Genomic DNA, 14,604 nt, shown 5'->3' with positions numbered 1-14,604 from the left:
TAAACTCAACCTGCTCTAGTTCTTCTGAGCGGTCTTTAGATAGCTCTCGATCTCGCCGGAAGGCTTGGAGTGCGGGAGCGTAAGCCCCGCCTGCCCCATATCAGGAAGCTCGTGTGCGATCCCCTTGTGACAGTTGATGCACGTCTTCTCTCCGGTAAACAGAAAGCGCTCATGGGCTTCGGCTGCGCGCTTACTTTGCCGCGTGATGTCCATAGAGTCTGGGGAATGACAATTTCGGCACTCAAGGGAGTTGTTCGCCTCAAGTCGCGCCCATTCGTTTTGCGCCAACTTTAGCCTATGCTCCAGAAACTTTTCGCGTGTGTTGATTGTCCCGAAAATCTTGCCCCAGACTTCTTTCGAGGCCTGCATTTTTCGAGCGATCTTATTGGTCCAATCATGCGGCACGTGACAATCCGGGCACGTCGCACGAACTCCGGAACGGTTGGTGTAGTGGATTGTGGGCTTTAGTTCCTGAAAGACGTTATCGCGCATCTCGTGGCAGCTCACACAGAACTTTTCGGTGTTGGTCACTTCCAAGGCAGTGTTGAAACCACCCCAGAAGATAACGCCCATTACGAAGCCGCCAATCGTCAGAAAGCCAAGGCTATAGTGGACGCTCGGTCGGCGAATGGTCGCCCAGACTCGCTTAATGAAAGAAAGCATCACTTCTCTTCCTTCTGCTGACCAGCGACGTATTCAAGAACCTGATCCACATCGACAAATGTGTTCTCGACCAGTGGATCAGTTTCAAGCTGCGGCACGTGGCATTGTGTACAGAAGTAACGGCGCGGTGTGACCGAGGCGAGGAACTGGTTGTCACGGTTCATGAAGTGCGTGATTGAAATCATTGGCGCCTGACTCTCACCGATTGCCGAGCGGCTATGACACTGAAGACATTTGTTCGCTTTGCTGTCGATTTGGTAGCCTTCGATCTTATGCGGAATGAGCGGCGGCTGTTCGGGATAGTTCCGAACCTGACGCAAATCATTGTTGGTCATCGCGGGGATTTGCGGCGGCTTGGCGTTCTCATCCAATGCGACACCGCTCCGTAGCGTTGCAACGGATTCCTGCGCCACCGCGCCGCCGATCATGGCGACGACCAGAGCAGAGGCAACAATCGTTTTTGACAAAAGTTTCATGATTACGCCTTCAATGCTTCGATTTTGACCGCACATTTCTTAAAGTCAGTCTGTTTCGAGAGTGGGTCTGTCGCATCAAGCGTCACTTTGTTGATGAGCTTGGATGCATCAAACCACGGCACAAAAATCAATCCGCGCGGAGGCTGGTTGCGGCCACGTGTTTCAACACGCAGTGCAATCTCACCCCGCCGTGATGACACCTTAACCGCTGATCCACGCCGAACGTTCAATTCAGCGGCGTCATCCGGATGCATATAACAAAGCGCATCGGGAATTGCTTTGTGAAGCTCTTCAACCCGCTGTGTCATAGAGCCTGAATGCCAATGTTCCAGAACACGGCCGGTGCAGAGCCAGAATGGGAAACTCTCGTCCGGCATTTCCGGCGGAGCTTCATACGGGAGCGCGAAGACAACAGCTTTGCCGTCTTTATGGCCGTAGAAATCCCAGCCACTGCCCTCTTTGGCATAAGGGTCGGAGCCCTCTTTGAAGCGCCACTTGGTTTCCTTACCATCAACAACTGGCCATCTTAGGCCGCGCACCTCGTGGTAGGTATCAAAGTCAGCCAGATCATGGGCCTTGCCACGACCAAACTGGGCATATTCCTCGAACAGGCCTTTTTGGATGTAATAGCCAAAATCATTGGCTTCTTGGTTCGCGTATTCTTCAGACGTCTCTTCGAGCGGGAATGCATCGACCTGACCATTAGTGAAGAGAACCTCATAAAGCGTTTTACCCTTGTAATCAGGATTTGCTTCAAGAAGCTCGGCTGGCCAGACTTCGTCGGTTGTGAACCGCTTGGAGAATTCTGCGAGTTGCCAGAGGTCGGAGCGAGAGTCACCTGGCGCATCCACAAGCTGGTGCCAGAACTGGGTACGCCGCTCGGCGTTGCCGTATGCGCCTTCTTTCTCGACCCACATCGCGGCAGGCAGGATCAAGTCGGCAGCTTCTGCAGTCACGGTCGGGTAAGCGTCCGAAACAACAATGAAGTTGTCAGGGTTGCGATATCCGGGCAGGCCTTCTTGCATCATATTCGGTGCAGCCTGCATATTGTTGTTCACCTGAACCCAATAACAATTGATCGCGCCGTCTTTGAGCTGTCGGTTTTGCTGAACCGCATGCGCACCATTCCAATCAGGAATTGTACCTTCGGGCAGCTTCCAGATTTTCTCCGCCTTGGCGCGGTGCTCCGGATTCGCCACGACCATGTCTGCTGGCAAGCGGTGTGAGAATGTACCGACTTCGCGCGCCGTTCCACACGCAGAAGGCTGGCCCGTCAGCGAGAACGGCGAGTTGCCCGGGGTGGAGATTTTACCGGTAAGCAGGTGCAGGTTATAGATCATGTTGTTGACCCAAACACCGCGGGTGTGTTGGTTTACGCCCATTGTCCAGAGTGACATGACTTTGCGATCGGGATCGGCATAGATTTTCGCCAGCCTCTCAAGCGTTTCCTCAGAGACCCCAGACATTTCAGCCGCCATCTCAAGCGTATATGGAGCAACAAACTCGGCGAATTCCTCGAAGGAAATCGGATCGGCAGCGCCCGAGTTCGGGTTTTCCGCTTCCATTTGAAGCGGGTTATCGTCCCGAAGGCCATAACCGATGTCTTGAGCACCTTTCTTAAAGTTCACGTGCTTCTCGACGAACTCTTTGTTCACCGCGTCGTTCTGAATGATGTAGTTGGCGATATAGTTCAGGATCACCAGATCAGTTTGCGGCGTGAAGATTGCCGGAATATCGGCAAGATCAAAGCTGCGGTGCTTGAATGTGGAAAGCACGGCAACTTCGGTGCCTGGATGGCTAAAGCGGCGATCTGCGATGCGAGTCCAGAGGATCGGGTGCATCTCGGCCATGTTTGACCCCCAAAGCACGAAGGCATCGGCATTCTCGAAATCGTCGTAGCAGCCCATCGGCTCGTCAATCCCGAAGGTCCGCATAAAACCTACAACCGCGCTGGCCATACAGTGGCGCGCGTTTGGATCGATGTTGTTCGAAAGGAAGCCAGCTTTCATCAACTTAGCAGCGGCATATCCTTCCCAGACAGTCCACTGGCCAGAGCCAAACATTCCGATCCCTTTCGGGCCTTTTTCGGCGAGCGTCTTTTTCCATTTCTCGGCCATAATATCGAAGGCTTCGTCCCAAGACACTGGCTCGAAATCACCGTTCTTATCATAAACGCCGTTGCTCTTGCGAAGGAGAGGAGTGGTCAAACGGTCTTGGCCGTACATGATCTTGGAAAGGAAATACCCTTTCACACAGTTCAAGCCTCGGTTTACCTCAGCTTCGGCATCGCCGTGTGTTGCCACAACGCGCCCTGCTTTGGTTGCAACCATGATCGAACAGCCGGTTCCGCAGAAACGACACGCCGCCTTTGACCACTTCAGCTGAGTCAGATCAGCATCCGTTACCAGATTTTGCGCCGTTGCCGAAAGGGGCATACCCGCCGCCGCAGCAGCAGCCGCTACCGCTTGAGCTTTGATAACATCTCGCCTCGTCATTCCGGTCATGTTCGTTCTCCTTTGTCGCTCGCTATGCGTTCGTGGCTCGCTAATTGCGAAGAATTTTTTTGGGTTAATCCATTTGGTGATACACCAATGACGCGCTGTATACGCCATCGATGAGTTGTAATTTGGTTAGGGATTCAACGATCTCTGATTCAGAGTCGGTCTCGAGTGTGACGATGATTTTGCCGTTTTCATCCGACATGGGCACCTCTGCGTTCGGCACACCTGCCACATCCTCGAGCACGCTCGGAAGTTTGGCCGGATCAGCCCGCAGCAGCAGGCTCGAGATATGTACAACGTCAGGCATCACTTTCTCCTTGCGGCGCTTTGCGCAACTCGATGGCCCCATTGGGGCATACGGAAATACAGGCGCCGCATCCTGTACAGGCCTCTGTGTTAATTTCAATTTTCCCGCTAGGTTGCGGAAGATAGGAGAAACGCAACGCATCATCCATGCAAGCATCAGAGCAAATTTGACAGCTCACCCCTATATTGAGCATGCAGGAATTCTGGATCGTTGCGATGAGGTTCCAAGGCGCTTCAGAGGTATCGCCAAACACGCCCTCCTCACAAGCATCCGCGCATTTCCTGCAAAACGTACAGGCATTCTCCGAGAAATCGACGGTTGGCGTCTTTGCTGGCCCCTCAATAAGGATCGCTTCGGGGCACGCAGAAATACAAGCCCCACAACTTGTGCAACTCTCGCGGATACTTTCTTCGGTTGCCCATGGTGGCCGAAGCTGCGCTTCGCCCCGTCCGGTCAGAAAGCCCCGCCGTCCGACGGTTTCTGTTCGCGACAGGCTCATTGCATTAACCGGTTGGAGGGCCGCTGATAATCTGGCTCATCCAGATCATAAACCCGTATCCACCAACAATCGCGACGGCCAAAATAGGCGCTAGAAACACAGCAAGAAAAATAAATGCAGTGCGCTCGTCTTTTTTGGATACGGCGGCGCTTGAATCACTTTTCGTGTCAACATCTGACATAGGTATAGCCCCCAGTCTAAAATCTATACCCGACCTTAGCATCCGTTCTGTTTAAAAATCAACGCGCGGTTGTTCACGTTTTACAGTTGACTGAGGGCAGCCAGAAAAAACGTTTCGAAACAAAGCTTTATTAGTAAAATCGTTGGGTTAATTCGCCGATTTCACGGATAGGGAACGCACGAGTTCAGAACCAATGAAAACCTTCAACAAGCCGTTGCGCCGCGCTCGATCAACACCTGCATGACCTCGTCAGGATCGCGTTTCCACCAGTTGGTTGCTGAGAAAATTTCGACCTCAACCAGACCGTCAAAGCCCTGCGTCTCAACACCTTTACGCAAAGCTGGAATGTCAATTACACCATCGCCCATCATGCCACGATCCGTAAGCATATCTTTGGTTTCAAGCAGCCAATCACAAACGTGGAAAGCATAGAGGCGCTCCTTGCCGGCGCGTTTGATTTGCTCCTGAATCTCTGGGTCCCACCAGACATGGTAGACATCAACCGCCGCGCCAATGCCCTCGCCAAGTTTATCGCAAATATCAAGTGTTTGGCGAAGCGTGTTCACGCAAGCACGGTCGGCTGCATACATTGGATGGAGCGGCTCAATCGCGATCGGCATGTTCACAGAGCGCGCATAGTCCAAAGTTTTGGCAAGCCCTTCCTCAACGATCGCGCGCGCACCATCAATATCTTTGGATCCGTCCGCGAGCCCGCCAACAACCATCACAAGGCACGCTGATCCGAGCTCAACAGCTTCATCAACGGCACGCTTGTTATCGTCGATCACTGCTGGGGTAAGTGCGCCTTCAGCTGTAAACCACCCTCCGCGGCAAAGGCCGGATACCTGCAAATCCGCATCGCGAATGTGCTTTGCCGCCTTGCTGACGCCCATCTCGTGAAGGACATCCCGCCAAGGCGCAATCCCCCCAACTCCGTGGCGTGCGCACCCCTCGATGCACTGCTCAAGGTTCCACTGCTGCTTAACCGTCGCCGTGTTGAGCGACATAAGATCAGGCGTAACACGTCTCATGGCTCAACACCCATCGTTGCGAAAACGCGCGCTGCTCGCGTGGCAGACATCTCCGGATCTGGGAACATACCTGCGGCATTCCCCAATCGGATAATATCCGCGAAATGCAGAGCAGAACGCCCCGCCTGCTGACCACCGAGCATCGTAAAGTGATCCTGATGCCCATTCAAATAGGCAAGGAAAACCACTCCAGTTTTGTAGAACCGCGTCGGCGCCTTGAAGATATGGCGCGAGAGCGGAACGGTTGGCGCGAAAATTGCGTTATAATCGTCTGTATTCCCTGCTTCCAACGCGTTCAGCGCCTTTGCCGCAACCGCGGCGATCGGGTCAAAAATTCCGAGGAGTGCGTGGCTATACCCCTGTTCATCGCCTGCAATGAGGTCCGGATAGTTGAAATCATCGCCCGTATACATCCGCACCCTTTCAGGAAGGCGGCGGCGCATCACGATCTCTTTCTCCGCTGACAAAAGCGAAACCTTTATTCCGTCAACCTTCGCTGCATTCGTTTCGATCACCTCAAGGCATGTTTCCATTGCGGCCATTAGATCGTCAGAGCCCCAATATCCCGCAAGCGCCGGATCAAACATATCTCCCAACCAATGAAGGATTGCGGGCTGTTGAAGACCGGATAGAATACGCGTGTAAACCCGCTTGTAATCATCAGGTGAGCGCGCGGCCTTGGCCAATGCTCGTGACGCCATCAATATCACTTGTCCGCCAGCAGCCTCGACTGCTTCGCATTGCATTTCATAGGCAGCAATCACGTCATCAATCGTAATGGCGTCTGACGGCTCCAGATGATCTGTACCTGCCCCGCACGCAATCAGATGACCGCCGGATTTCGCGAGCTTCACGCTCCGCTGGATAAGCTCCAGAGACGTCGGCCAGTCCATTCCCATACCGCGTTGCGCCGTATCCATAGCCTCGGCAACACCAAAACCAAGACTCCAGACATGCTCACGAAAGGCGAGTGTTTTGTCCCAGTCAACAGCGCCTTCGATCATTGGCGATACATCAGCGAACGGATCAACAACTACATGCGCCGCAGCAAAAGCAACACGGCTTCCGCCCGTAATCGGAGCAACCGATTTAGGATCAACGCCAACATCGATCTTGAATGGCTCAATCGTGCGGTTTTCCGTAGGTAGGTTAACGATTGTCATGCCAGACTCCTCCCTCAGATGTCCAACGCCGGCAGGTCAATCCAGCGGCGCTCTTTGGCGCTCTGATAGCCAGCTTCGGCGAGCTGCACGCCTTTAGCACCTTCGGCCAGATCATAACTCCATTCGCCGCCATCAAAGACATGGCGCAGGAATTGCTCCCACTGAACCTTGAAGCCATTATCCAGAACCGCGTTGTCAGGCACCTCTTCCCAGTTTTCATAAAAGTCGAGCGTATTCGGCTCATCGGGATTCCAGACCGGCTTCGGTGTATTCACGCGATGCTGGCTATAACAGGAATGCAGCCCTGCAACCGCAGACCCCAAAGTTCCATCAACCTGAAAAGTCACCAAATCATCGCGGCGCACGCGGGTACACCAGCTAGAGTTGATATGCGCGACAATGTCGCCCTCGAGCATGAAGGTCGCATAGGCAGCATCATCAGCGGTGCATTTGTAGGTCTTGCCGTTTTCGTCAACGCGCTCAGGAATATGGGTCGCCGTTGTACAGCTCACGGATTTTACTGGTGCGATCACATTGTCCAGCACATAGCGCCAATGACATAGCATGTCAGACACCATGCCGCCGCCATCTTCGACACGGTAGTTCCAGCTTGGGCGTTGCGCTGGCATCCAGTCGCCCTCAAACACCCAATAGCCAAACTCCCCCTTCACAGACAGGATTTCACCAAAGAACCCGCTATCTCTTAGACGCTTGAGCTTCACCAACCCAGGGAGGTCAAGCTTGTCGTGAACGATACCGTTCTTGACGCCCTTCTCTTTAGCGTAGCGCGCGATCTCAACGGCTTCCTCCAGCCCTTCTGAAACTGGCTTCTCACAATAGACGTGCTTGCCCGCATCAATTGCTTTGCGCAGCAAACCCGGGCGAAGTTGCGTCGAGGCCGCATCAAAGAAAATCTCGTTGTATGGGTCGGCAAGAGCGGCATCCAGATCAGTGGTATATCGCTCCACATCGTGCTTGGCGGCAAGTGCCGCGATTTTGGCTTCGTTCCGTCCGACAATAATTGGATCGGGCATCAATACCGTTCCGTCCGATAGCGCCAATCCACCCTGCGCCCTAATTGCCAAAACCGAGCGAATAAGATGTTGGTTCATCCCCATTCGACCGGTGACGCCGTGCATGATGATCCCGACTTTTTTCATGATGCTTCCCTTCTGCAAACTCTATACTTACCTACTAGTCAGTAATATAATTGACAAGACAATTCTAAAACGACCCATTTCCCCTTAACTTCAGTCACTTAATAAACGCTTCCAACGCTCCCAACTTCGAAATTCTCGGGCAAAGTTGGGAATCACCTACTGAAATCAGGGGGCACATTGGCCGCCGCTCGGCTCCATTATCTCGCGGAGTGTTTTTATTGCGAGGCGCGCAGTTTCTGTTGCGGTTCCCGAAAGCACGAAGGGCTCTACGGAAAGATGCCCTCTCCACTCACTTGTTTGTATGGCCGCCAGAATTTCATCGAACGGATCACTGCCTGCTCCTGGAACGCCCCTATTAGTATCATTCAGATGGATATGCCCGATGTAACCTGTTCCTGCCCAAAGTTTAATGAGCTCCGCAACAGATACACTCTCTGCTACACCCGACGAACTCGTATCAATCATCGCGCGGAAATTCGGGTGGCCGACTTCGTCAACGATCTCAACCGCTTCCTCGACAGTGTTGATGAAGACTGTTTGCGAGGGGTCCAGCGGCTCTACGCAGTATGTTGCGCCTTTTGCACCTGCGTGCTCCGCAACACGTTTGAATATTTCAACCGCATTTCTGCGCGCTTTCGTGGCACCTACCACTCCAATTTCACGTTGTTTTGGCGAGCCGTGTATCAGCACATCCCCACCACAGGCGGCGTTGAGATCAATTAGATGAGTGATCGCGGCGACTGTCTCTGATTGCTTGCTCGCGTCTGTGATCGAAAGATGTCCAAGCGCAGACAAAAGCCAGTGAAATCCTATTATTTCCAAGCCCGCGGCACTTGCTTGTTCCCGCAAAACTTCAGCATCTTGAACAGTCACTTCCAGTGGATTTTCGGCGAGCGACCCTGGCGCGATTTCGATACCTGTATAGCCAAGGCTTGCGAGTGTCGCGCATTGCTCTGGAAACGACATGCCCTCTTGAGCGAGTGTTTCATTGCAATAGGACAGTCGCACAAATTGCTCCTAGCGCTTGGCCAAATACGCCAAAACCATTCGAGATATTTCATCGGTATGTCGGGTGAGCCACTCCTCATCGATTGTCAGCTCAAAGACCTTTTCCAACGTGTGTTTGTTGGAAATCGGAAAATAGCACAGCGAGGCAATCGTGATATAAAAGTCCGCCGGAACAACACCAGTCCGGAACAACCCCGCCTTTTCACCACGCGCGAGCACATCGCCGAGCTTACTGATCAGGCCAGACTGGATCTCGGAAAGACCATCAATCTGTTTGATCGTGCTCCCGCCGTGCAGGTTTTCTGTATTCAGCATGGAAATAAACCACGGATTCTCGCGATAGTGGCGAACCGTGAATCTAACGAGGGCATCAACTGCGGCCTCTGGCTCCATCGCATCCATATCAAGCGTGTTTTCGCCCTGACGAATACGAATGTAGGCTTCACGCAAGGCGGCTGCATAGACCGCGTTCTTATCGCCGAAGTATTCATAGATGAGCGGCTTGCTCACACCGGCTCGCTTGGCAATCCGGTCAACACGGGCACCCGAAAACCCCTCTTCGGAAAACTCGCGTAAAGCTGCTGTTAGGATCGACTTCTTCGACCCCGCTGCATCGCGTGGTTTGCGTTTCTGAACGGTTTCGTTTGCCGGTTTACTGCTCACGCGTGGCGGTCCCCTTATTTTTGCCCGTCACCAATCTTCGCATTGACGGAATTCCGCTCAGAACCCCAAAGAGGATAATCGCCACAAATATCGCCGATATCGGACGGGTAAAGAACGGCGTAAGATCACCATCGCTCAAGATCAGTCCGCGGCGCAGGCTTTTGTCCAACAAGGCCCCAAGGATTATTCCCAACACCAGTGGCGGCATCGGATAATTCATCTTTCTCAAGATAAATCCAATAACACCAAACACCGCCATAACCCAGACATCAAAGAGTCTTTGGCTGATGGCGTATGGCCCTATCACACAGAGCGTGAAAACTACGGGCATCAAGTAGGAATACGGGATCTTGAGAACTGCTACGAAAAGCGGTGTCAGCGTTACGCCGAATACAAAGATCGCAAAGGTCGCAAACAATAGCATCACGGCAATTGAATAGATGAAATCGGGCTGCTCGATCATAATCATGGGGCCCGGTCGGATACCGTGAATGAACAGAGCCGCAATCAGAACAGCGGATGCCGCAGACCCCGGAACAGCCAATGTAATTGCAGGAATGAGCGAACCCGGAACAACGGCGCTATTGCCGGTTTCCGCAGCAATCAGGCCCTCCTGAGACCCTTTGCCGTATTTATCACGCTCCTTGCTCCGTGAACGTGCAGCTGCATAAGACGCCCAAGCACCGATATCTTCGCCCACACCGGGAATGATGCCGATAAATGTTCCGATAATACCCGAGCGAATAATAGTAACACGGTGCTTCACGACTTCTGCCAGCTTGGGCATGCTTCGGCCTGACTTTTCGGGCGAGCGCTCAACAACACCGCGACGCGATGATATCGCTGTAAGGACTTCGGCAAACCCGAATACGCCAACCATCACAGGAATAAGGCCAATTCCACCAGACATTTCGCGAATGCCGAAATCAAACCGTACATAGGCGTGGATGCCTTCCGACCCGATCATCGCAATAGAAAGCCCCAGAAGGCCAGCGATGTAACCCTTCAGTACATTTCCGTCCGCAGTCAGCTGTCCGGAAATCATGATGCCAAACACAGCAAGCCAGAAAAACTCGTAAGAGCCAAACTTGAGCGCAATGGACGCCAGAGGCGGCGCAATCAGCATAAGCATCACAATACCAACAAAGGTGCCGAGCGCGGAGCCCGTCGTTGCAAGCGCCATGGCCTTTGCGGCCTTCCCCGCTTTTGCCAACGGGTAGCCATCAAGCGAGGTCGCCGCACTTGCGGGGGTGCCGGGAATATTCAACAGAATTGCACTGCGAGAGCCGCCGTAAATCGCGCCTACATACATACAGATCAGAACCAAGATCGCTGGATCCCGCCCCATGCCGTACGTCAGCGTGGTCAGAAGTGCTACGCCCATTGTCGCCGTAAGGCCGGGCAAGCTTCCAACGAAAATCCCAAGCAACGTGGCCCAAACCACATGAAACAGCATCATCGGCTGTGTGATGTTCGCAAAGGCCTGAGCCAAGCTATCCAAAACAGTCATCATGGCAGCCGCACCAGAAACGCGTAGCGGAACAAAGCAGAAATTGCCGCAGACATAATCGCGGCGAACGCAATAGACTTCACAAAGGTGAGCGCTTTATCTTTCGTGGTCTCGCCGCGGCTTTCTCTAAAGAAATAAGACGCAAGTGTGATGAAAATGAACGTCGCAATTGCAAATGGAATCCACCCGAGCAACACCAACGCAAAACCGAGACAAAGCCCAAGCGCCGTGAACAGCATTTTGGGGTCATCAACATCAATGTCGAATTTGTAGCTCTTGTTGAGGCTCGTGAACGTCAACAACGCCCCGCAAATTGCCAACAGAACGCCAAGTATCATTGGTACCAAGCCTGGAATACTGGCCGGATGAATGCTCCTTATTTCGAGCCTGTCCATCGTGTATCCGCCGATCACCATCGCTATGCCGAGTATGCAAAGTACAAGGCCGGTAACCACATCTGCGGTCTTCATGCGTAGCATTTGGAAGCGTTCCCCTGTTTTGTGGAGTGGCGGCGCAATTTGCGCGCCGCCACCATTGTTCAGAGTATAGCCGAATTATTCGCAGCTGATGCCAAATTCGGAAGGATCGACAACGGCTTCGCCACGATCCACACGGGCACAAGCCTCTGCGATGACAACGGGCATGGAACGGTCAATCGCTTCCTGACCATGGCTTGGAGCAAACACGGCACCACGGCTAGAAGCATATTCCTGAAGCTCGGGCGAATTCATGATCCGACGCTCCCAGATTTCGGAAACTGTTTCATAAACCTCGTCTGGCGCGCCAACTGGAATGAACACACCGAAGTAATCCGGAGCGATATCCATTTCTGGAAGCCACTTCGTAATCGGCGGCACAGGATCAAGGCCTTCGACAACCAATTCGCTATCAGACAAAACGGCAAGCGGACGCAACTGACCAGCTTTGGCCATCTCAGTTTGCTCAACGGCCAACTGCGTTGTTGCAACAACTTCGCCAGATACCGCAGCAATCACCGCTGGGTTGCCGCCGTCATATGTCACCATACGTGCACCAAATTCGCCGCCAGCGGCTTCTTTGATCGCTGCAAGCGCCATACCACCCGACGAGTTCACGCCCGCAGTACCCACAGTCACATCCTCACCACGCATAGCTTCAAGCAATTGGCCGAAGTCCTCATATGGTGACGACGGGTTAACACTCACAAGTGGTGCGTTCGCAACGTGAAGATATACGGCGTAGTCTTCGATCGACGTATCCTCAAGCAAACCAGTAACCGCATATGTCGCATTGTTCGCGATGGCGTTAGCAGTCCAAGTGTAGCCATCACGCGGCGCTTCAAGCGCTGTCTTTGTGCCAACAGAACCAGATGCTCCCGGCTGGTTCACAACAACAACGGCCACTCCTAGCTCCTCCGAAAGGATTGGCGCAACAACACGTGTAACCTGATCAGTCGATCCTCCAGCCGACCACGGCACAATGATGTTAATCGGACGATCTGGTTTCCATGTGTCTGCGAATGATGGAACAGCGGCTGCCATAATCGTGGCAGATATCGTTGCTTTCAGAATCTTATTAAGCATGTCTTCCTCCCATATATTACCAACTAGTAGGTAACTAGTATTGCAAATTGGAAAAGAGTCAACAAAAACTGCAAAAAAGCCGTTTCGCTAAGTTGTGACTAAGACAAAACAAAGCAGAGGCGTGACACGCCCCCCTTGGGATGAAAGTTAAAATTGCTTTATTTCAAATATTTACGCCCGAAGCTCGCGAGCTTCGGGCGTATTCAAACAACTCTAAAAGTCGCTCATCAACTGCGTGAAGTCTGGCAATCGCCCATGTTCAACCCATGCAATTTTCATCGCAAGTCGCTTGGTTTCACCCGTTTCTAAAACCGCCAAACCGGGTTTCCCTCGCTGATTATGAGCGTCAACCGCATGACTTACAGGCTCGAAACAGAAGAAGTCTGATTGATCATTCGGCGAGAATACGAGCGCCGTATCCAGCGACGAATTTGCCGTCACCCAGATATCAAGCCCAAGCGACGGCTGACAGATTTGTGCAACTCTTTGCCAGCCTGTAAACGCTGCATTAATCAACCCCTTGGGCAATGCACGTGAAGCCGCATAGTCGAAATCCTTTGCCTGAGAGAGAGGGACTTCTTCAACTGGCAAGTGTTGCTCATCCTCAAGCCAAACGGTTTCGGCATTGAACTGAAGCGTTGTATCTGCTCGTCGCGGAAACCATGGATGGAAACCACCGCCAAACGGCAATCTCGGGCCGTTATTCGTGACCTCAATCCAATGGGTTAGCATTCGGTCTTCAAGTTCAAATCCCGCTCTCGCGCTATAGCGGAATGGCCCGATTTCTCCGTTCTGGAGCCTTAGCTCCGCACTTAGATCACTCGTTGACTGAACACCCCATGGCTTCTGAAAGCCATCGCCGTGAATTGGAAAGGTCTGCCCTTTAAGGTTCGGTTCTAGCTCCCAAAATCTACCATCAAAATCAAATCCGCCGTTTGATATTCGGTTCGAAAACGGCACAAGAATGTTTGACGCGAGGTCGAAAGGCTCCGTTGCACCATCCGCCAAGGGCCTCAGCACGGGCATTGCGCCCGCGCCTGTCTTCGCATCGAACGAGGCGATGCCGCCCCCAAGTTCAGGTGCGACAACCAGCTTGGTGGTTTTGTTTTCTAACGTGACGAACTCCAAGACTTACCACCCGCCATCAATGCCAATATTCTGGCCAGTAATCGCGTCTGACTGTGGCGAAGCAAGGAATGCTACGAGGTTCGCAACAGCAGGCGCTTCTATCCGAGTTTTCAGGCACTGCTGGTCCAGAACCCATTGGCTGTATTCCTCGGCTTTGTGGCCAAAAACACGCGCTTCGGCATCCGAAACAATTGCGCCAGGTGCAACAGCGTTCACACAGATGCCAAATGGCCCGAGTTCGCGCGCAAGTGACTTGGTCAGGCCAAGCATCGCGCCCTTGGAGGCGACATACGGCACATAACCATCCAAAATCCCCTTCAGCGTCACCGAAGTAAAGTTGATGATCTTACCCCACCCTTTTTCCTTCATTGCGGGCGCGCAGACGCCAACAAGTGCAAACGCCGCACTCGAGTTCACGCGTATCTGGTCCTCGTATTCCTCAAGCGAAAACTCTTCGAAGGGGCGATTAATGATAAGAGCTGCGTTGTTGATCAAGACATCAAAACCACCGCTTTTCTCCACCTCGGCCTGTACCGTTGCTTTTGCCGCCTCAAGATCGTTGAGGTCACAGCCAAGAAACGAGACATTCGCACCAAGTTCTGCACAACGCGCCGCTGCGTTCTCGCTGTCTGGGCGGTCAAGAATTACAATCTCAGCCCCCTCACCTGCTAACTTTCTCGCCTGCGCCTGCCCGAGCGTGCCTAGCCCGCCGGTTAGAAGTACGCGTTTACCATCTAGCTGTCCCATATTCG

The 14,604-nt window shown here is 53.0% G+C and carries 16 protein-coding genes; all 16 read right to left on the bottom strand.

Going from position 1 to position 14,604, the window contains the following annotated elements; translation table 11 throughout:
- Positions 1-15 precede the first annotated feature (15 nt).
- Positions 16-663 carry a cytochrome c3 family protein gene (locus OU789_RS04420; protein ID WP_274653650.1) on the bottom strand — a complete coding sequence of 216 codons (648 nt, stop codon included), beginning with the start codon at positions 661-663 and terminating at the stop codon, positions 16-18.
- Positions 663-1,139 carry a nitrate reductase cytochrome c-type subunit gene (locus OU789_RS04415; protein ID WP_274653648.1) on the bottom strand — a complete coding sequence of 159 codons (477 nt, stop codon included), beginning with the start codon at positions 1,137-1,139 and terminating at the stop codon, positions 663-665. Before OU789_RS04415 ends, OU789_RS04420 begins: the two co-directional genes overlap by 1 nt.
- Positions 1,140-1,141: 2 nt before the next feature.
- The gene (napA, locus tag OU789_RS04410) at positions 1,142-3,643 is read right to left on the bottom strand and encodes a nitrate reductase catalytic subunit NapA (protein WP_274653646.1); all 2,502 of its coding nucleotides are present in this window, start codon (positions 3,641-3,643) and stop codon (positions 1,142-1,144) included.
- 64 nt (positions 3,644-3,707) lie between these two features.
- Positions 3,708-3,947 carry a chaperone NapD gene (locus OU789_RS04405; RefSeq protein WP_263953651.1) on the bottom strand — a complete coding sequence of 80 codons (240 nt, stop codon included), beginning with the start codon at positions 3,945-3,947 and terminating at the stop codon, positions 3,708-3,710.
- The gene (locus OU789_RS04400; RefSeq protein WP_274653643.1) at positions 3,940-4,446 is read right to left on the bottom strand and encodes a ferredoxin-type protein NapF; all 507 of its coding nucleotides are present in this window, start codon (positions 4,444-4,446) and stop codon (positions 3,940-3,942) included. The genes OU789_RS04405 and OU789_RS04400 overlap by 8 nt, the downstream gene beginning before the upstream one ends.
- Positions 4,447-4,450: 4 nt before the next feature.
- Complete coding sequence (napE, locus tag OU789_RS04395; RefSeq protein WP_263953653.1) at positions 4,451-4,627, bottom strand: periplasmic nitrate reductase, NapE protein; 177 nt, start codon at positions 4,625-4,627, stop codon at positions 4,451-4,453.
- 203 nt (positions 4,628-4,830) lie between these two features.
- The gene (locus OU789_RS04390; protein ID WP_274653641.1) at positions 4,831-5,658 is read right to left on the bottom strand and encodes a sugar phosphate isomerase/epimerase family protein; all 828 of its coding nucleotides are present in this window, start codon (positions 5,656-5,658) and stop codon (positions 4,831-4,833) included.
- Entirely contained in the window at positions 5,655-6,821 is a 1,167-nt protein-coding gene (locus OU789_RS04385) for a dihydrodipicolinate synthase family protein (protein WP_274653639.1), read from the bottom strand. Before OU789_RS04385 ends, OU789_RS04390 begins: the two co-directional genes overlap by 4 nt.
- Positions 6,822-6,835: 14 nt before the next feature.
- Complete coding sequence (locus OU789_RS04380; protein ID WP_274653637.1) at positions 6,836-7,981, bottom strand: Gfo/Idh/MocA family protein; 1,146 nt, start codon at positions 7,979-7,981, stop codon at positions 6,836-6,838.
- A 165-nt stretch (positions 7,982-8,146) separates the two neighbouring features.
- The gene (locus OU789_RS04375) at positions 8,147-8,989 is read right to left on the bottom strand and encodes a sugar phosphate isomerase/epimerase family protein (protein WP_274653635.1); all 843 of its coding nucleotides are present in this window, start codon (positions 8,987-8,989) and stop codon (positions 8,147-8,149) included.
- 9 nt (positions 8,990-8,998) lie between these two features.
- Entirely contained in the window at positions 8,999-9,652 is a 654-nt protein-coding gene (locus OU789_RS04370) for a TetR/AcrR family transcriptional regulator (protein WP_274653633.1), read from the bottom strand.
- The gene (locus OU789_RS04365; protein ID WP_274653631.1) at positions 9,642-11,165 is read right to left on the bottom strand and encodes a tripartite tricarboxylate transporter permease; all 1,524 of its coding nucleotides are present in this window, start codon (positions 11,163-11,165) and stop codon (positions 9,642-9,644) included. Before OU789_RS04365 ends, OU789_RS04370 begins: the two co-directional genes overlap by 11 nt.
- Positions 11,162-11,641, bottom strand: a complete 480-nt coding sequence (locus OU789_RS04360) for a tripartite tricarboxylate transporter TctB family protein (protein ID WP_274653629.1) — start codon at positions 11,639-11,641, stop codon at positions 11,162-11,164. The genes OU789_RS04365 and OU789_RS04360 overlap by 4 nt, the downstream gene beginning before the upstream one ends.
- 75 nt (positions 11,642-11,716) lie before the next feature.
- A complete protein-coding gene (locus OU789_RS04355) occupies positions 11,717-12,724 on the bottom strand; it encodes a Bug family tripartite tricarboxylate transporter substrate binding protein (protein WP_263953661.1) in 1,008 nt (335 codons plus the stop codon).
- A gap of 213 nt (positions 12,725-12,937) precedes the next feature.
- Positions 12,938-13,852: an aldose 1-epimerase gene (locus tag OU789_RS04350; protein WP_274653627.1), complete on the bottom strand. Its 915-nt coding sequence runs from the start codon at positions 13,850-13,852 to the stop codon at positions 12,938-12,940.
- A gap of 3 nt (positions 13,853-13,855) precedes the next feature.
- On the bottom strand, positions 13,856-14,599 hold the full coding sequence (locus OU789_RS04345) for an SDR family oxidoreductase (protein ID WP_274653625.1): 744 nt from the start codon (positions 14,597-14,599) through the stop codon (positions 13,856-13,858).
- Positions 14,600-14,604: the final 5 nt, after the last annotated feature.

The organism is Halocynthiibacter sp. C4 (assembly GCF_028823805.1).
GTDB classification, from domain to species: Bacteria; Pseudomonadota; Alphaproteobacteria; order Rhodobacterales; family Rhodobacteraceae; genus Falsihalocynthiibacter; species Falsihalocynthiibacter halioticoli.
This window is presented reverse-complemented; position numbering and strand designations above follow the sequence as displayed.